Genomic DNA, 16,584 nt, shown 5'->3' on the forward strand with positions numbered 1-16,584 from the left:
TCCAGGGCGACGCGGTAGGCCGGGCGGTCCTGGCAGCGGCGGACCCAGGCGGCGAGGTGCTCGTGGCCGGCCAGTCGGCCCAGCATGGCGCCGGCCTCGCCCACGAAGCTCATCTGGATGTCGGCCAGGCTGAACTCGCCCAGCAGGTAGTCGCGGCCCGCAAGCGCCCCATCGACAAAGCCCAAATGGTTGGCGATCTCGCTCTCGATGCGCGGCTGCAGGGGCACGCTGGCCTCGCCCAGGCGGCGGACATACATGTCCAGCATCAGGGGCAGCATGGCCGAGCCCTCGGCATAGTGCATCCACTGCTGGTAGACGTCGTACTCCGGCGAGGCAGCTGGCGGGGCCAGGCGGCCGTCGGCGCAGCGGCGCGACAGGTAGTCGAGGATGGCACCCGATTCGAAGACCACCTGGCCCTCGTGCTCGATGACCGGCGACTTGCCCAGGGGGTGGATGGCCTTCAGCTCCGGCGGGGCCAGGCGGGTGACGGCATCCCGGGCGTGGTGGCGGATCTCGTAGGGCAGGCCTAGCTCCTCAAGGGCCCAGAGCACGCGCTGGGAGCGGGAATCGTTCAGGTGGTGGACGGTGATCATGGTCGAAGGTCCCTGGCCGGCGAGGGCGGTTCAGCGGGGTGTGTCGCGGGCCGAAAGCTTGGCCTATAAGGCCGGTGATGAGCGAGGCCCTGATCCTACCCCGATTTGTCGCCCGCCTGCACCAGTCGGCGCAGGCGGCTGATTCCGTCACCGCCCGGGTGCGCCAGGCGGTCGAGGCCCTGGTCGCCCCTGGCGGCCGCGTGGACCGCCACCGGCTCGATGCCGAGCAGCATGCCGCCCACGGCCTGGCCTGGTGCGCGGCCTACGCCGAGACCCTGCGCCAGGTTGCCCTGTGGGCCGAACGGCTGGAGGCCACGGGCGCCCTGACCGAGGCCGAGGCCCTGCCGGCCCAGCTCCTGGCCTTCGAGTACGTCTCGCAGTTGGCCGGCGGCCTGCCCATGAACCAGGGCGAGACCTTCCGCCCCGCCGACCTGGGCGTGGAAACCGGCGACCTTTCCCCCCTGCTGGCCGAGCTGCGTCCCGGCGCCTCCCAGGCGGTGAAGACCCGGATCGTGGAGCTGCTGGCGGCGGCGCAGGGCCGCGCTGCCCTGGAGGCCTCTGGCCTGGACGAGACCCTGGAGGCCATCCGCGACCAGTTCACGGACTTCACCCGCACCCGGGTCGCGCCCTTCGCCCAGGGCTGGCACCTTCGCGACGAGCTGATCCCGGCCTCCCTGCTGCAAGAGTTGTCCGACCTTGGCGTCTTCGGCCTGACCCTGCCCGAGGCCTGGGGCGGGGCGGGGCTGGGTAAGACGGCCATGTGCGTGGTCTCCGAGGCCCTGTCCCGGGGCTGGATCGCCGCCGGCTCCTTAGGGACCCGCTCGGAGATCGCCGCCGAGCTGATCCTGGCCCACGGCACGGAGGACCAGAAGGCCCGCCTCCTGCCCGGCATCGCCTCGGGCGCGATCATCCCCACTGCGGTCTTCACCGAGCCGGATACCGGGTCGGACCTTGGCGCCCTGCGCACCCGGGCCGAGCTATCCGGCGACGCCTGGCGCATCTTCGGCGCCAAGACCTGGATCACCCACGCCGCCCGGGCCGACCTCATGACCCTCCTGGTCCGCACCGAGCCGGGCACGAAGGACCACCGGGGCCTGTCCATGCTGATGGCGGAGAAGCCCCGCGGAACCGACGCCGAGCCCTTCCCGGCCCCCGGCATGAGCGGCGGCGAGATCGGGGTCATCGGCTATCGGGGCATGAAGGAATACGACATCGCCTTCGACGGCTTCGAGGTGCCGGAGAGCGCCCTCCTGGGCGGCCAGACCGGCAAGGGCTTCTCCCAGCTCATGGCCACCTTCGAGAGCGCCCGGATCCAGACCGCCGCCCGGGCCGTGGGCGTCGGCCAGGCGGCCCTGGACGAGGCCCTGGCCTACGCCCTCCAGCGCCGCCAGTTCGACCGGCCCATCTCCGAGTTCCCCCGGGTCGCCAACAAGCTGGCCATGATGGCCGCCGAGCTGCTGGGCGCCCGGCGCCTCACCTGGTTCGCCGCCGAGGCCAAGGACCAGGGCCGCCGCTGTGACCTTGAGGCTGGCATGGCCAAGCTCATCGCCGCGCGCATCGCCTGGGCCGCCGCGGACAACGCCGTCCAGGTGCATGGCGGGGCCGGCTTTGCCACCGAGCAGGTTGCCAGCCGCCTGCTGGCCGACGCCCGCATCCTCAACATCTTCGAAGGCGCCGGTGAGGTGCAGGCCCAGGTCATCGCCCGCCGCCTGCTCGAAGGTACCAACTAGGACTCCCGAAAGGACGCCCATGGATACCGTCTTCAAGTACCTGATCCCGGCGGCCTTGCTGGCCGTGGCGGTGACCCTCGGCTTCGGCCTCTATGCCTTGTTCCGCGGCGGCGAGTTCGGTCGATCCCATTCCAACCGGCTGATGCGCCTGCGGGTCCTGACCCAGGCCGTCGCCGTCGCCATACTGGCCGCCGCCCTCTGGTGGCGGCAGCAGGCGAGCTGAACCATGGTCCTGATCAACCGAATCTACACCCGCACGGGCGACGCCGGGACCACCCGCCTGGCCTCGGGGGCGGAAGTCTCCAAGACGGACCTGCGCGTGGCCGCCTACGGCGACGTGGACGAGACCAACACCTGCCTGGGCCTGGCGCGCCTGCACACTGCCGGGACGGACCTGGACCCCCTGCTGGCCCGCCTGCAGAACGAGCTCTTCGATCTCGGTGCCGACCTTGCAACCCCGCCGGGGCCTGCCGAGGAGAGGGCCCTGCGCATCCTTGATTCGCAGGTGACCCGCCTGGAGCACGAGATCGACGCCCTCAACGCCGGGCTTGGCGAACTGACCTCCTTCATCCTGCCGGGGGGAAGCCCCGCCGCCGCCTTCCTGCACCTGGCCCGCACGGTGTCCCGCCGGGCCGAACGCAGCGCCGTCGCCCTGGCCGGGAGCGGCCAGCCGGTCAGCGGGCCCGCCCTGCGCTACCTCAACCGCCTGTCGGACCTGCTCTTCGTGGCCGCCCGGGTCGCCAACGACCAGGGCCGGGGGGATGTCCTGTGGCAGGCCGGGGCCACGCGGGACGCCTAGACGGAAGGGTCAGCTGAGAGGCGATTGACCCCCTCACCGGGCTTCGCCCGGAGCTCCCCCTTGGGGGAGCAATGGCTCTGTAATTCCTCCCCGAAGGGGGAGGTGGACCGGGGCAAAGCCCCGGGACGGAGGGGGTCTACGGCCCCTCAGTCGGGCTTCGCGGCCCCAGGGGCTTCGGCCTTGCGCGCCCGGGCGTCGGCCTTGGCGGCGTCGTGGCTCTTGCCGTCGGTGATGGGCCGGCCGGTCAGGTCGGAGATCAGGATCGGCTGGGCGCAGGCCCGCTGGCGCCAGTCCCACCACTTGCCGGCCCGCTCACAATCCTGGCCTGGCGTGACCCAGACCACCTGGACCACCAGCAGGACCAGGCAGGTCACAAGGAAGAGGGCCGCCGTAATGCGGAATACCCGCCGGATCAGATTCGACATTTCCGCTCTCCCTTCCCGTCACCCCGTCGGACGCCCTGCGGGCAGCCCGGATTTCAGTCCGATCACAACCGGATCACGCCTCGGCCCAGCTCCGGATCCAGCCCGGCGCTTGCAAACCTCGCCGGATTGGTTATGCCCCAACCGGTTCCATTTGTTGCAATGCAAGTTGAGGCGTTAGCGAAGCCATGAAGGTCCTCGTGCCCGTTAAGCGGGTCATCGACTACAACGTCAAGGTGCGGGTCAAGGCCGATCAGACCGGTGTCGACCTGGCCAACGTCAAGATGGCCATGAACCCCTTCTGCGAGATCGCGGTCGAAGAGGCCGTCCGCCAGAAGGAGAAGGGCGCCGCCACCGAGGTGGTCGCCGTGTCCATCGGCCCGGTCCAGGCGCAGGAAACCCTGCGCACCGCCCTGGCCATGGGCGCCGACCGCGCCATCCTGATCCAGACCGACCAGGATCTCGAGCCCCTCGCCATCGCCAAGGTGCTGGCCGCCATCGTGGCCGAAGAGGCCCCCGACGTGGTGATCATGGGCAAGCAGGCCATCGACGGCGACAACAACGCCACCGGCCAGATGCTCTCGGCCCTGCTCGACTGGCCGCAGGCGGCCTTCGCTTCCGAACTGGTCCTCTCGGCCGGGTCGGCCAAGGTGACCCGCGAGATCGACGGCGGCCTTCAGACCCTCGAGGTGGCCCTGCCGGCGGTGATCACCGCTGACCTGCGCCTCAACGAGCCGCGCTATGCCTCGCTGCCGAACATCATGAAGGCCAAGAAGAAGACCCTCGACGTGAAGGAGCTTTCGGCCCTCGGCGTTGACACCGTCCCCCGGCTCAAGGTGGTCAAGGTCGTCGAGCCGCCCAAGCGCACCGGCGGCGTCAAGGTCGAGAACGCCGCTGCAATCGTTTCCAACCTCAAGTCCAACGGGGTCATCTGATGGCTGTTCTGGTTTTCGCTGATCACGACAACACCACGCTCAAGGACGGTACGAACAAGACCGTCACCGCCGCCCTCGCCCTTTCGAGCGACGTCGACGTTCTGGTGGCCGGCAAGGGCGCCGGCGATGTGGCCAAGGCTGCCGCAGGCATCGCCGGGGTCCGCAAGGTCCTCCACGCCGAGAGCGACGCCCTGGGCCAGGGCCTGGCCGAGGCGATCAGCGGGCTGATCGTGCCCCTGATGGCGGGCTACGACGCCCTGCTGACCCCCGCCACCTCCCTGGGCAAGAACTTCTCGCCCCGCGTGGCGGCCAAGCTCGACGTGGCCCAGATCACCGAAGTGGTCGAGGTTGTCGACGGCTCGACCTTCGTGCGCCCGATCTACGCAGGCAATGCGCTGGAGACCGTGCAGTCCTCGGACGCCAAGAAGGTGATCACCGTCCGGGCGACCAACTTCAAGGCCGCCGCCGATGGCGGGTCCGCCGCCATCGAGACCATCGATGCGGGTCCGGGCGCCGGCAAGACCGCCTTCGTCGACCAGAAGATCGTCAAGACCGCCCGTCCCGATCTGACCGCCGCCAAGATCGTCGTCTCCGGCGGCCGGGCCATGGGCTCGGCAGAGGAGTTCCAGCGGGTGATCGACCCCCTGGCCGACAAGCTGGGCGCCGCCGTCGGGGCCAGCCGCGCCGCTGTCGACGCCGGCTACGCGCCAAATGACTACCAGGTCGGCCAGACCGGCAAGGTGGTCGCCCCCGATCTCTACGTGGCCATCGGCATTTCTGGCGCTATCCAGCACCTGGCGGGCATGAAGGACTCCAAGGTCATCGTGGCCATCAACAAGGACGGCGATGCCCCCATCTTCCAGGTCGCCGACCTGGGCCTGGTGGCCGACTACAAGACCGCCGTCCCCGAGCTGATGGATGCCCTGACCGCCGCTGGCAAGTAAGGCCCGGCCGGTTTCGACCTCCGGAAGGGGGGCGCGGTCACCGTGTCCCCCTTTTCCTTGCGTCCATCCCGGAGAAGGCCCTCTCTCGCTGCAATGCAGCAAAAGGCTTGGCGGCGCTGCAGCAGGACACTAGGGTACATCCCTTCCCGCGGCCGGAGAGCCGCGACCTCGGGGTTCACACATGTCTGAAATCAGGTCGGTCGGCGTCATTGGCGCCGGGCAGATGGGATCGGGCATCGCCCACGTGATCGCCCTCGGCGGATACGACGTCCTGCTGCACGACGTCAGTCCCGACCGGATCGAGACCAGCCTCGCCCTGATCGGCCGCAATATGACCCGGCAGGTGTCCCGCGAGATCATCACCCCGCAGGAAATGGAGGCGGCCATGGGTCGTATCCGTCCGGCGCCCGAGCTCCAGACCATAGGCGCCACCGACCTGGTGATCGAGGCCGCCACCGAGAGCGAGGAGGTCAAGAAGTCGATCTTCAGCGCGCTTGCCCCCCACCTGGGGGCGGGGACCCTGCTGGCCTCCAACACCTCCTCGATCTCCATCACCCGCCTGGCGGCAGCGACGGATCGTCCGGAGCGGTTCATCGGCCTGCACTTCATGAACCCCGTGCCGCTGATGAAGCTGGTCGAGATCATCCGGGGCATTGCCACAGACGCGCCCACCTACGAGACCGCCGTCAACTTCGCCCGCTCCCTGGGCAAGACCACCGCCAATGCTGAGGACTTCCCGGCCTTCATCGTCAACCGCGTCCTGGTGCCGATGATCAACGAGGCCATCTACACCCTCTACGAAGGGGTCGGCACGGTGGAGGCCATCGACACCGCCATGAAGCTGGGCGCCAACCATCCCATGGGCCCCCTCGAACTGGGGGACTTCATCGGCCTGGATACGGTCCTGTCGATCATGAACGTGCTCTACGAGGGCCTGGCGGACTCCAAGTACCGGCCCTGTCCCCTACTGACCAAGTACGTCGAGGCCGGCTGGCTGGGCCGCAAGGCCGGCCGCGGCTTTTACGACTATCGCGGCGCGGTCCCCGTCCCGACCCGCTGAGGCTGACGGCACGCCGCGGGCGCAAGCGTCTGACAGGGCGCGATTTTCCCGTTCGACACCCCGTCATGGTTAACCGATACTCCGGAGTGATTCGGGTACGGGCGGGAACATGCGACGCCTCATTCTGCCGCTGCTGACCGCAAGCTATTTCAGCCTGTCGCTGATCTTTGCGGTCCTGATCTGGCGTAACGGCGGCGGCTGGGGCGCTGGCGTGGCCGCGCTCGCTGGCGGCCTGGGACTCTGCTTCACCTTCCATGGCCTGATCACGGGCGTCCTTGGCCAGGCCTCCCTGCGTAAGGAAATCGACACCCTCCGCCACGCCCATCGCCTGCTGGTCGGCCAGATCGAGCAGATCGACACCCGGGTAGCCGAAGTGCTGGAGACCGTCGCCTTCGACGCCCAGCGTCGCTCCGAGGAGCTGACCACCGAGGTCCAGCTCCTGGAAGACCTGGTCACCCGCATGAGCGAGCGCCTCGACGAGCGGCTCGCCGACGGACCGGCGGGACGCCCTGGGGAGGGTGCCCGGACCGGCTGGCGCGAGCGGCTGCAGACCGTGCGTGAGGCCCTGGTCGCCGGCCGCGTAGACCTCTACCTCCAGCCGGTGGTCAACCTCCCCCAGAGGCGGACCGTCTTCTACGAAAGCTATACCCGGCTGCGCGACGAGACCGGTCGGATCCTGATGCCCGCCGAGTTCCTCACCGTGGCCGAGCCCGAGGGCCTGGTGGCCGCCGTCGACAACCTGCTCCTCTTCCGGTGCGTGCAAATTGTCCGCAGGTTGGCCCAGACCGACAAGAAGGTCGGCATCTTCTGCAACATCTCGATCAGCTCCCTGTCCGACGAGGGTTTCTTCCCGCAGTTCCTCGAGCTGATGGCCGAGAACACCGACCTGGCCGGTTCGGTCATCTTCGAGATCGGCCAGTCTGCCTATGACGCCCGCAGTTCGACCGCGGTCCGCAACATGCGACGCCTGGCCGAGCTGGGCTTCCGCTTCAGCCTCGACAAGATCCGCCGGCTGGACATGGACTTCCAGGAACTGGCCCGCAGCGACGTGCGCTTCCTTAAGATCGGCGCCCAGTCCCTGCAGGACGAGATCGTCGAGAGCGGCGAGGGTCCGGTCTTCCGCGCCCTCCCCGACCTGGCCGCCCAGGACTTCGCCGCCCTGGCACGCCGCTACGGCGTCGACATCATCGCCGAGAAGATCGAGGACGAGCGCCAGACTGTCGAGGTACTCGAGCTCGACATTGGATATGGCCAGGGCCACCTGTTCGGCGAGCCCCGGGCAATCCGCGGTGCCATCCTCGCCGAGACCGATCCGCCAGCCGACTATCTCCAGGGACCCCTGCGCCGCCGGGCCGGTGAACGGGCCTGAGACAGGCCCTCCCGGCCGTCGGCGGTTGACCGGCGGGGCGGGGGCGGCTACCGCCCCGGGTCATGAGCCTTCCCGAGCCAATCCTGGGCCTGGACGAGATCGCCGACCGCTACGACGTGGTCCTGTCGGACGTCTGGGGTGTCATCCACAACGGCCGGGAGCGCTTCGCCCCCGCCTGCCGGGCCCTGTCTGCCTTCGCTGAGCAGCGCGGTCCGGTCATCCTGATCTCCAACGCCCCCCGACCGGCCGCTGACGTGGTTCCCCAGCTGGACGACCTGGGCGTGCCCCGCGCGGCCTGGAGCGCCATGATCACCTCGGGCGACGCCACCCGCACCCTCCTGGCCGAGCGCGCGCCCGGCCCGGTCTGGGCCATCGGGCCGGATCGCGACGCCGCCCTCTACGCCGGCCTGGGCCTGGAGCTGACGGGGCCGGAAGACGCCGCCCTTATCTGCATCACCGGTCCCTACGACGACGAGACCGAGACCGCCGAGGACTACCGGGACCGGTTCGAGGCCATCCTGCCGCGCCGCCTACCCCTGCTCTGCGCCAATCCCGACATCGTGGTGCAGAGGGGCGACCGGCTGATCCCCTGCGCCGGGGCCCTGGCCCGTCTCTACGCCGACCTGGGCGGCGAGGTGCGCATGGCCGGCAAGCCCCACGCCCCGATCTACGACCTCTGCATCGCCGAGGCGGAAGCCCGGCTCGGACGCCCCGTCGACCGTCGGCGCGTCCTGTGCATCGGCGACGGCATCCCCACTGACATTCTGGGCGCCAATAGCCAGGACCTCGACGTCCTCTTCGTGGCTGGCGGGATCCATGGTGCCGAGCTCCTGGGGCCGCAGGGGCTCGACATGGCCGCCACCCGGGGGCTCCTCGCCCAGGCGGGGGCCGGCGCGCAGTGGGCCAGCGGCGCCCTCGACTGGCGGGGACCCCTTCGCGGCGACGGCACCCGGCGCTAGACTGGCCAGCCCAAGGAGGACCAGATGCAGGGACGATTTTTCGAGGACCTTTCCGTTGGTGACAGCGCCGGGATCACCCGCATCGTCACCGCCGGGGTGATCGAGGCCTTCGCCGAGGTCTCCACCGACTCCAATCCCGTCCACCTCGACGCCGCCTTTGCCGAGGGCACGATCTTCAAGGGCCGGATCGCCCACGGCATGCTGTCGGGGGCCTACATCTCCGCCGTCATCGGCATGCAGCTGCCCGGTCCCGGGACCATCTACCTGTCCCAGTCCCTGCGCTTCCGGCGGCCGGTGCGCCTTGGCGATGCCGTGGACGTCCGGGTTACGGTGGAGGCCCTCGATGCCGGCCGGGGCGAGGTGACCCTCTCCACCGTCTGCGAGGTCGGCGGCAAGCGGGTGGTCGAGGGCGAGGCCGTGGTCCTGGCGCCCCGGCGCGAGCCGGCAGGCTGACCATGCGCATCATCCGGGGCTGGAAGGGACTGTCGCAGGACGACCAGGGCGCAAGCATTGCCCTTGGCAACTTCGACGGCGTCCACCGCGGGCACCAGGCGGTGATCGGCATGGCCGCAGCCGCCGCCCGGGACCTGGGCCTTCCCCTCGGCGTGGTCAGCTTCGAGCCTCACCCGCGTCGCATCTTCCAGCCCGACGCCCCCGCCTTTCGCCTGATGAAGCCCGACCAGCTGGCCCGGGCCCTGGAGGCCCTGGGGGTGGACCGCCTCTACCTCCTGCCCTTCGACGACGAAATGCGCGAGCTGTCCGACCAGGCCTTCGCCGATCAGGTCCTGCACCAGGGCCTGGGCGTGCGCCACGTGGCCGTGGGCTTCGATATCTCCTTTGGCAAGGGCCGCTCTGGCAGCCCCCGGACCATGCAGGCCTTTGGTGCCGCCCTGGGCTTTGGCGTCTCCGTGGCCGAGGCGGTCGGGGAGGGGGGCGGAGACGGCGCCGGCGATAGCGACGGCAAGCTCTCCTCCACCGACGCCCGAAATGCCCTGCGCGAGGGCCGCCCGGACCTGGCCGCCGCCATCCTGGGCCGGCCCTTCGCCATCGAGGGCGAAGTCCGCCAGGGCCGCCAGCTGGGCCGGACCCTGGGCTATCCCACCGCTAACGTCGAGCTGGACGACTATGTCGCCCCCCGCTTCGGCGTCTACGCCACCCGTACCCGCCTGGGCGACGGCCGCACCCTGGCGGGCGTGGCCAACATCGGCGTCAACCCCACCGTCCCCGGCGAGATCGCCCCCCGCCTGGAAGTCTGGCTCTTCGACTTCGACGAGGACCTCTACGGCCAGGTGATCGAGACCGACCTCATCGCCTTCCTCCGCCCCGAGGCCAAGTTCGCTTCCCTGGAGGACATGACCGCCCAGATCGACGACGACGCGTCGATGGCGCGGATGATCCTGTCGGCGGGGTGAGGGGGGCGGCCGTCGAGTTTGCTGGAAATCCCGGTTGCCTTCCTCAGGGAGATGGCGTTATTACATCCGTATGAACATCACAGTCAAACTCACCAAGGTCGGCAACTCGACGGGGGCCATCTTCCCGAAGGAGCTCCTCGCACGCCTGCGTGTCGGTCCTGGGGATACCCTCTATGTCAGTGAAGCGCCTGACGGCGGCGTCCGCCTCAGCCCATCCAATCCCGATTTCGAGGCCAAGATGGCGGCTGCGGAGGCGATCATGCGCGAAGACCGCGACATCCTCCGTATCCTGGCGAAGTGACGGGCAGGGGTCCGGACGAGCCCGTCTGGCTGGAAACCGAGGTCGCGCTCGCCATTCACGACCGGCAACTGGCGGAGCACGGCGGACTGCAGGGCCTGCGTGACCCTGGTGCCCTGGCGGCGGCCCTCGAACGTCCGCGACACAAGTGGGCCTATGGACAGATTGACCCCGCTGCCCTTGCGGCTGCATACGCATGGGGCCTGGCAAGGAGCCACCCCTTTGCTGATGGCAACAAGCGCACCGCCTGGGTGCTCGCCCGCCTGTTTCTTGTGATGAACGGCCACCGACTGACCTTCCGGGCATCAGAGGCGATCCAGATCGTCCTGGCCCTTGCGAGCGGGGAACTGGAAGAAGACGCCCTCGCGGTCTGGATCCGGGAGCGCCTCGATTCCCCCTCCCCTGCTGACAGCGCCCCCGCGGGTCTGCTATAGCCCCGACCCATGAACCGGGTCCGGACTCCTGCGCGAATTACCCGCCCGGCGTGACGCCGCCGGACGATGTCCAGCGCGCGCCGGGAATTCCTCACCCCTCCCTGATCCGGTCCAACCTGGAAGGTCCCATGGCCGACGACGCCGCTCCCGCTTCGCGCGACTACCGCGAAACCGTCTTTCTTCCCGACACCCCCTTTCCCATGCGCGCCGGCCTGCCGGTCAAGGAGCCGGAGATCCTGGCCCGCTGGGAGGACCTGTATGTGCGCCTGAGGGCCGACCGGCAGGCCCAGGGGGCGCCCCTGTTCGTCCTGCACGACGGCCCGCCCTATGCCAATGGCGCCATCCACATCGGCCACGCCCTGCAGAAGACCCTGAAGGACTTCGTGGTCCGCTCGCGCTTCGCCCTGGGCTTCGACGTCGACTACGTGCCCGGGTGGGACTGCCACGGCCTGCCCATCGAGTGGAAGATCGAGGAGGAGCTGCGCGGCCAGGGCCGCCGCAAGGAGGATGTCTCCAAGGCCGAGTTCCGTGAGCGTTGCCGGGCCTATGCCGCCCAGTGGATCGAGGTCCAGAAGGCCGGCTTCCGCCGCCTGGGCGTCCTGGGGGACTGGGACAACCGCTACGCCACCATGGACTACGGCTCCGAGGCCGCCATCGTCGCCGAGTTCCACAAGTTCGTGGTCTCGGGCCAGCTCTACCGGGGCTCCAAGCCCGTCATGTGGAGCCCGGTGGAGCGCACCGCCCTGGCCGACGCCGAGGTCGAGTACCACGACCATGTCAGCCCCACCGTCTGGGTGAAGTTCCCGGTGGTGGAGGGCCCGCAGGCCGCCGACGGCGCCAGCCTGGTCATCTGGACCACCACCCCCTGGACCCTGCCCGCCAACCGGGCCATCGCCTACTCGCCCGAGATCGCCTATGCGGTCTACGAGGTCGCGGCCATGGAGACGGGCCTGGACTTCGAGCCCTGGGCGAAGGCCGGCGACCGCCTGATCGTCGCTGATGCCCGGGCCGCAGAGGTGGCCGCCGCCGCCAAGATCGCCGACTGGCGCCGGGTGGAGGAGGTCGATCCCTCGGGCATGGTCTGCCGCCATCCCCTCTCGACCCTGGACGACCAGTACGGCTTTGCCGTGCCCCTGCTGTCGGGCGACCACGTCACCGACGACGCGGGCACGGGCTTCGTCCACACCGCCCCGGGACACGGGGTCGACGACTACCTCCTGTGGCTGGCCCACGGGCACCGGGAGATCCCCGAGACCGTCGACGCCGACGGCGCCTACCAGCCCCACGTGGCCCTGTTCGCCGGCCTGAAGGTGCTGGAGACCGAGGGCAAGAAGGCGGGGAAGTTCGGCCCGGCCAATGGCGCGGTCATGGAAAAGCTGGTCGAGGCGGGGAACCTGCTGGCCCGGGGCCGGCTGGAGCATTCCTATCCCCATTCCTGGCGCTCCAAGGCGCCGGTCATCTTCCGCAACACGCCCCAGTGGTTCATCCGAATGGACACCCCGGTGGACACGCCGGAGCTGAAGGGTGCCACCCTGCGCGAGACGGCCCTGACGGCCATCGCCGCCACCGCCTTCTATCCGGAGGCCGGGCGTAACCGAATCCGCTCCATGGTCGAGGGCCGTCCGGACTGGCTGATCAGCCGTCAGCGGGCCTGGGGCGCGCCCCTGGCCATGTTCGTGGACAGCGAGACCTTCCAGCCCCTGGTCGATCCCGAGGTCAACCGCCGCATTGTCGAGGCCATCACCGCCCGGGGCGCTGACGCCTGGTTCACCGAGCCGGCGGAAAGCTTCCTCGGTGGCCACGACCCGGCCCGCTATGAGAAGGTCGAGGATATCCTCGACGTCTGGTTCGATTCCGGCTCCACCCACGCCTTCACCCTGGAGGGCCGGGCCAATACCCGCTGGCCGGCGGACCTCTATCTCGAAGGCAGCGACCAGCATCGCGGCTGGTTCCAGTCGTCCCTTCTGGAAAGCTCTGGCACCCGGGGACGGGCGCCCTACGACGCCGTCATGACCCACGGCTTCACCGTCGACGAGAACGGCGAGAAGATGTCGAAGTCCAAGGGCAACACCCTGGATCCCGACACGGTCATCCGGGAGTCCGGCGCCGAGATCCTCCGCCTCTGGGCGGCCATGGTCGACTACGCCGAGGACCAGAAGATCGGCAAGACCATCCTGGCCACCACCACCGACGCCTACCGCAAGCTGCGCAACACCCTGCGCTACCTGCTGGGCGCCCTGGCGGGCTTTTCCGAGACCGAGCGGGTCGACCCTGCCGACATGCCGCCCCTCGAGCGCTATGTCCTGCACCGGCTGCACGAGCTGGACGGCCAGGTGCGTGAGGCCTACGGCCGCTTTTCCTTCCAGGATGTGGCCAGGCCCCTGACCGAGTTCTGCCAGAACGACCTGTCGGCCCTGTTCTTCGACATCCGCCGGGACGCCCTTTACTGCGACCAGCCCGACAGCCTGAAGCGCCGGGCCGCCCGCACGGTGATGGACCTGGCCTTCGAGCGCCTGACGATCTGGCTCGCCCCCCTGATCCCCTTCACCATGGAAGAGGCCTGGACCACCCGCTTCCCCGAAGCCGGATCCAACTGCCTGCGAACCTTCCCTGAGACCCCCGCCGCCTGGAGCCATCCGGCCGAGGCGGCGCGCTGGGCCAAGGTCCAGTCCGTGACCTCCGTGGTCATGGGCGCCCTGGAGGCCGAACGGCGGGAAAAGCGCCTGGGCGGGCCCCTGGAGGCTGCGCCGGTGGTCTATATCGATGATGCCGAACGCCTCGCCGCCTTCGAGGGCCTCGACCTGGCGGAGGTGTTACGCACCTCCCAGGCGACCCTGGTGGCCGGTCCGGGACCGGAGGGTGCCTTCGCCCTGGCCGAGGTCCCGGGCGTACGCGTCGAGCCCTGCAAGGCCGAGGGCCGCAAGTGCGCCCGCTCCTGGCGCATCCTGCCCGAGGTGGGACAGGACCTGCGCTATCCCGACCTGTCCCTGAGGGACGCCGAGTCGGTGGCCGCCTGGGACGCTGCCCATGGTTGAATCCCGGACTGAGCCCGCGAAGGGCCTGACCCCGGCGGGCCGGCTGGCCCTCGGGCTCGCCGCTGCCGTCCTGGTGGTCGACCAGGCGGTCAAGGCCTGGATCCTCGATGGCCTCAACCTACCGGCGCGAGTCTCCGTTCCCGTCTTCGGGCCCCTTCGCCTGAGCATGGTGTGGAACGAGGGGGTCAGTTTCGGCTTCCTCCAGGCGCGCCACGACCTGGCCCGCTGGGGACTGACCGCCTTCGCCCTGGCCGTAGCCCTGGGACTGGCCGCCTGGGCCCGGAGGGCGGAACGCCGCCTCCTGGGCCTGGCCCTGGGCCTCATCATCGGCGGAGCCATCGGCAACGCCATCGACCGGGCCCGGTTCGGTGCCGTGGTCGACTTCATCGATGTCACCGCCCTGGGCTTCTTCCCCTGGGTCTTCAACATCGCCGATAGCGCCATCACCCTCGGGGTGATCCTGATGCTGATGGATTCCTTCCGCCGTGAGACCCCGACATCCCCCCAGAGCCTGTTCCCTTCAGACGGAACGTCTGAAGGGGCAAAACAGGCTCCAGGCCCATAAAGTTAGAGCCTGTTTCGATCCGATAACCGGTTCCCACTTATCGGAACAGGATCTAGCCGCGTCACGGCGGTTGGCGCTCGGCAGGCTTTGCGCTATCTCAAGGGCGTGGCCGGGGGCGGCCCAAGGAGCCGTATCTTGATGAAGTTCCAACAGATCGCGGTCATTGCTGTCCTGGCCGGGGCGACCGGCCTCGCAGGATGCCAATCAACGCGCCAGGCCCTGGGCATGACCAAGATCACGCCTGACGAATTCCGCGTCGTCTCCAAGGCCCCCCTTGTGGTTCCGCCTGACTTCTCTCTGCGCCCGCCGGCGCCCGGACAACCCCGGCCGCAGGAACTGCAGCCCGAAAGCGCCGCCCGCAACGCCCTGATCGGCCGCTCCCTCTCCGAGACCCGCTCGGACGGCGAGAAGTTGCTGGTCGCCAGGGCCGGCGTCGACAAGGCCGACCCCCTGATCCGGTTCGTCATCGACGATGAGAGCGGCGACATCGCCCACAAGGACAAGAGCTTCGCCGATACGGTGATGTTCTGGAAGCCAGGCCAGCCCCGGGGGCCCCAGGCCACCGCAGCTCAAGTCGCCGCCGCAGACAATACGCCGGCGCCCCTCGACCCGGCCGCCGAGGAAGCCCGGATCAAGTCGCTGATCGGCGACAAGAGCGTAATCATCGCCCGGGCGCAAAGCTCGAAGATCAAGATCCCGGGTCTTTAGGGTCGGCTTCGGTCTCCAAGTCGGACGCCCGGACGTCCTCGGGCGTCTCCACAGTGAACCCCTCCCGGCGCAGCCGGTCCAGCACCCCGCCCTCGGACAGGAGCGGGCGTAGCGGGACCACAGCCAGGGTCACGCCCGGCCGGGCCAGGGCCTTGCGGATGTCGCCCGCCATATCCGCCTTGAACCGCGCATCGAAGGCCTGGGCGCCCGGCGTCGCCGCGATGCAGCGCTCCCAGGTCCGCTCGGCGGCCAGGGCGCCGGCGACATCGCCCCGGGCCCAGGCGCGGGAGGCGGAGCGGATCGCCTCGGGGCCCATCTCCACCTCCTCCAGGACCGCCTCGAGGCAGGCCTCGCCGACCCCCGTCGGGGTTCGCGCCAGGGAGCCCAGGAGGGGCCCTAGGTCGTAGGTCCGCTGGATCACGGGCTTGCCCCCTTGCTGGGCCAGCAGACGGATCAGCTTGGTCGGGTCGGTAGTGGTCAGGGCGTTCGCCTCGAGCCAGTCGGCATGCAGCATCAGGCCCGCGGCCAGGGGGCTGGAGACGGAATAGCGTTCCGCCGGCTGGCCCAGGCGCCCGCGCGCTTGGGCGAACCGGGCCCGGCCTCCGGCGTCCCGACCGACCTCGAAGGGGCGCGAGGAACGGAGCCTCAGATAGCCCACCGCCGCCGCCGGGCTCCCGGCCAGCCGCACCTTCAGCCCGTTGAAGGGCAGGATCACCCCTCCCGAAGCGGCCAAGTAGCGCTCGAAGCGCTGGCGCTCCCAGTCCTGTCGCTTGGGAGCCAGGGAGGGGACCCCCAGGACCCAGACCCGAGCCTCGCCCCGGCTCACCCGCCAGAAGACCGGACCCGGATAGCTGGCCGTGACGACCAGTTCCTCGATGAGGGCGGCGTCCGGGTCCGGGGGCAGGTCCTGGGCCGCAGGGGCGCCGGGGTGCCCTAAGGTAAGCGCGACGGTCAGGGCCACCCCCAGGGCGACGAGGGGTCGCCGGGCACCGGGACGCGCCCGGGACGGTCTTCGGACGGTCGGACGGCGGCTTCGGAATCGCGCTAGCATGGTCTCTTCCGTAAGGCCCCTCATGACCATCAGACGCCTGCCCCCCGAAACGGTCAACCGCATCGCCGCCGGCGAGGTGGTCGAACGCCCCGCCAGCGCCGTCAAGGAGCTGGTGGAAAACGCCCTCGACGCCGGCGCCCGGCGCATTGTCGTCCAGGTCGAGGGCGGCGGCCTGTCGCGCATACTGGTGGAGGACGACGGGTCGGGCCTGGCCCCCGACGAGCTGCTCCTGGCGGTGGAGCGCCACGCCACCTCCAAGCTCGCCCCGGA

19 protein-coding genes are annotated in these 16,584 nt (G+C 69.7%); 16 read left to right on the plus strand and 3 right to left on the minus strand.

Annotation, left to right across the window (positions count from 1 at the left end; genetic code table 11):
* Positions 1-593: glutathione S-transferase (locus WCJ52_RS05865; RefSeq protein WP_336902376.1), on the minus strand; the 593-nt coding region annotated here is incomplete at its 3' end.
* 77 nt (positions 594-670) lie between these two features.
* On the opposite strand from WCJ52_RS05865, the gene WCJ52_RS05870 reads away from it, so the two are divergent.
* Genes WCJ52_RS05870 through WCJ52_RS05880 form a run of 3 tightly spaced genes read left to right on the plus strand, consistent with a single transcriptional unit; the run spans position 671 to position 3,122 of the window.
* Complete coding sequence (locus tag WCJ52_RS05870) at positions 671-2,323, plus strand: acyl-CoA dehydrogenase family protein (RefSeq protein ID WP_336902377.1); 1,653 nt, start codon at positions 671-673, stop codon at positions 2,321-2,323.
* Between the two features lie 19 nt (positions 2,324-2,342).
* On the plus strand, positions 2,343-2,546 hold the full coding sequence (locus WCJ52_RS05875) for a twin transmembrane helix small protein (protein WP_336902378.1): 204 nt from the start codon (positions 2,343-2,345) through the stop codon (positions 2,544-2,546).
* 3 nt (positions 2,547-2,549) lie between these two features.
* The gene (locus tag WCJ52_RS05880) at positions 2,550-3,122 is read left to right on the plus strand and encodes a cob(I)yrinic acid a,c-diamide adenosyltransferase (protein WP_336902379.1); all 573 of its coding nucleotides are present in this window, start codon (positions 2,550-2,552) and stop codon (positions 3,120-3,122) included.
* A 146-nt stretch (positions 3,123-3,268) separates the two neighbouring features.
* On the opposite strand, the gene WCJ52_RS05885 is transcribed toward WCJ52_RS05880, so the two are convergent.
* The gene (locus WCJ52_RS05885) at positions 3,269-3,547 is read right to left on the minus strand and encodes a hypothetical protein (protein ID WP_336902380.1); all 279 of its coding nucleotides are present in this window, start codon (positions 3,545-3,547) and stop codon (positions 3,269-3,271) included.
* Positions 3,548-3,732: 185 nt separating this feature from the next.
* Here WCJ52_RS05885 and WCJ52_RS05890 point away from each other — a divergent pair, with 185 nt between their 5' ends.
* The 12 genes from WCJ52_RS05890 to WCJ52_RS05945 all read left to right on the plus strand — a co-directional run bounded on the left by WCJ52_RS05890 (position 3,733) and on the right by WCJ52_RS05945 (position 15,263).
* Positions 3,733-4,479: an electron transfer flavoprotein subunit beta/FixA family protein gene (locus WCJ52_RS05890; protein WP_336902381.1), complete on the plus strand. Its 747-nt coding sequence runs from the start codon at positions 3,733-3,735 to the stop codon at positions 4,477-4,479.
* Positions 4,479-5,423, plus strand: coding sequence for an electron transfer flavoprotein subunit alpha/FixB family protein (locus WCJ52_RS05895; RefSeq protein WP_336902382.1), 945 nt, complete (start codon positions 4,479-4,481; stop codon positions 5,421-5,423). Before WCJ52_RS05890 ends, WCJ52_RS05895 begins: the two co-directional genes overlap by 1 nt.
* Positions 5,424-5,604: 181 nt before the next feature.
* The gene (locus tag WCJ52_RS05900; RefSeq protein ID WP_336902383.1) at positions 5,605-6,483 is read left to right on the plus strand and encodes a 3-hydroxybutyryl-CoA dehydrogenase; all 879 of its coding nucleotides are present in this window, start codon (positions 5,605-5,607) and stop codon (positions 6,481-6,483) included.
* A gap of 109 nt (positions 6,484-6,592) precedes the next feature.
* On the plus strand, positions 6,593-7,852 hold the full coding sequence (locus WCJ52_RS05905; protein ID WP_336902384.1) for an EAL domain-containing protein: 1,260 nt from the start codon (positions 6,593-6,595) through the stop codon (positions 7,850-7,852).
* Positions 7,853-7,914: 62 nt separating this feature from the next.
* Positions 7,915-8,811 carry a TIGR01459 family HAD-type hydrolase gene (locus WCJ52_RS05910; protein WP_336902385.1) on the plus strand — a complete coding sequence of 299 codons (897 nt, stop codon included), beginning with the start codon at positions 7,915-7,917 and terminating at the stop codon, positions 8,809-8,811.
* Positions 8,812-8,835: 24 nt separating this feature from the next.
* A complete protein-coding gene (locus tag WCJ52_RS05915) occupies positions 8,836-9,264 on the plus strand; it encodes a MaoC family dehydratase (protein WP_336902386.1) in 429 nt (142 codons plus the stop codon).
* Positions 9,261-10,223, plus strand: a complete 963-nt coding sequence (locus WCJ52_RS05920; RefSeq protein WP_336902394.1) for a bifunctional riboflavin kinase/FAD synthetase — start codon at positions 9,261-9,263, stop codon at positions 10,221-10,223. The genes WCJ52_RS05915 and WCJ52_RS05920 overlap by 4 nt, the downstream gene beginning before the upstream one ends.
* Positions 10,224-10,293: 70 nt before the next feature.
* Entirely contained in the window at positions 10,294-10,524 is a 231-nt protein-coding gene (locus tag WCJ52_RS05925; RefSeq protein WP_336902387.1) for an AbrB/MazE/SpoVT family DNA-binding domain-containing protein, read from the plus strand.
* Positions 10,521-10,955 (plus strand): type II toxin-antitoxin system death-on-curing family toxin, encoded by a 435-nt coding sequence (locus WCJ52_RS05930; RefSeq protein WP_336902388.1) that lies wholly within the window; start codon positions 10,521-10,523, stop codon positions 10,953-10,955. Before WCJ52_RS05925 ends, WCJ52_RS05930 begins: the two co-directional genes overlap by 4 nt.
* Before the next feature lie 128 nt (positions 10,956-11,083).
* On the plus strand, positions 11,084-13,990 hold the full coding sequence (gene ileS / locus WCJ52_RS05935) for an isoleucine--tRNA ligase (RefSeq protein ID WP_336902389.1): 2,907 nt from the start codon (positions 11,084-11,086) through the stop codon (positions 13,988-13,990).
* Positions 13,983-14,555 (plus strand): signal peptidase II, encoded by a 573-nt coding sequence (lspA, locus tag WCJ52_RS05940; RefSeq protein WP_336902390.1) that lies wholly within the window; start codon positions 13,983-13,985, stop codon positions 14,553-14,555. The genes ileS and lspA overlap by 8 nt, the downstream gene beginning before the upstream one ends.
* Positions 14,556-14,693: 138 nt before the next feature.
* Positions 14,694-15,263: a DUF3035 domain-containing protein gene (locus WCJ52_RS05945; RefSeq protein WP_336902391.1), complete on the plus strand. Its 570-nt coding sequence runs from the start codon at positions 14,694-14,696 to the stop codon at positions 15,261-15,263.
* On the opposite strand, the gene WCJ52_RS05950 is transcribed toward WCJ52_RS05945, so the two are convergent.
* The gene (locus WCJ52_RS05950; protein WP_336902392.1) at positions 15,244-16,314 is read right to left on the minus strand and encodes a TraB/GumN family protein; all 1,071 of its coding nucleotides are present in this window, start codon (positions 16,312-16,314) and stop codon (positions 15,244-15,246) included. The genes WCJ52_RS05945 and WCJ52_RS05950 overlap by 20 nt on opposite strands.
* 22 nt (positions 16,315-16,336) lie before the next feature.
* On the opposite strand from WCJ52_RS05950, the gene WCJ52_RS05955 reads away from it, so the two are divergent.
* A partial coding sequence (locus WCJ52_RS05955) for an ATP-binding protein (RefSeq protein WP_336902393.1) occupies positions 16,337-16,584 on the plus strand: 248 nt, incomplete at its 3' end.

The sequence above is a fragment of the Phenylobacterium sp. genome (assembly GCF_037138395.1).
GTDB lineage: Bacteria > Pseudomonadota > Alphaproteobacteria > Caulobacterales > Caulobacteraceae > Phenylobacterium.

Bases quoted from the DNA above. Each gene is read 5' to 3' on its own strand.
- WCJ52_RS05870 (WP_336902377.1), top strand. From the start codon at position 671: ATGAGCGAGGCCCTGATCCTACCCCGATTTGTCGCCCGCCTGCACCAG.
- WCJ52_RS05875 (WP_336902378.1), top strand. From the start codon at position 2,343: ATGGATACCGTCTTCAAGTACCTGATCCCGGCGGCCTTGCTGGCCGTG.
- WCJ52_RS05880 (WP_336902379.1), top strand. From the start codon at position 2,550: ATGGTCCTGATCAACCGAATCTACACCCGCACGGGCGACGCCGGGACC.
- WCJ52_RS05885 (WP_336902380.1), bottom strand. From the start codon at position 3,547: ATGTCGAATCTGATCCGGCGGGTATTCCGCATTACGGCGGCCCTCTTC.
- WCJ52_RS05890 (WP_336902381.1), top strand. From the start codon at position 3,733: ATGAAGGTCCTCGTGCCCGTTAAGCGGGTCATCGACTACAACGTCAAG.
- WCJ52_RS05895 (WP_336902382.1), top strand. From the start codon at position 4,479: ATGGCTGTTCTGGTTTTCGCTGATCACGACAACACCACGCTCAAGGAC.
- WCJ52_RS05900 (WP_336902383.1), top strand. From the start codon at position 5,605: ATGTCTGAAATCAGGTCGGTCGGCGTCATTGGCGCCGGGCAGATGGGA.
- WCJ52_RS05905 (WP_336902384.1), top strand. From the start codon at position 6,593: ATGCGACGCCTCATTCTGCCGCTGCTGACCGCAAGCTATTTCAGCCTG.
- WCJ52_RS05910 (WP_336902385.1), top strand. From the start codon at position 7,915: ATGAGCCTTCCCGAGCCAATCCTGGGCCTGGACGAGATCGCCGACCGC.
- WCJ52_RS05915 (WP_336902386.1), top strand. From the start codon at position 8,836: ATGCAGGGACGATTTTTCGAGGACCTTTCCGTTGGTGACAGCGCCGGG.
- WCJ52_RS05925 (WP_336902387.1), top strand. From the start codon at position 10,294: ATGAACATCACAGTCAAACTCACCAAGGTCGGCAACTCGACGGGGGCC.
- ileS (WP_336902389.1), top strand. From the start codon at position 11,084: ATGGCCGACGACGCCGCTCCCGCTTCGCGCGACTACCGCGAAACCGTC.
- lspA (WP_336902390.1), top strand. From the start codon at position 13,983: ATGGTTGAATCCCGGACTGAGCCCGCGAAGGGCCTGACCCCGGCGGGC.
- WCJ52_RS05945 (WP_336902391.1), top strand. From the start codon at position 14,694: ATGAAGTTCCAACAGATCGCGGTCATTGCTGTCCTGGCCGGGGCGACC.
- WCJ52_RS05950 (WP_336902392.1), bottom strand. From the start codon at position 16,314: ATGCTAGCGCGATTCCGAAGCCGCCGTCCGACCGTCCGAAGACCGTCC.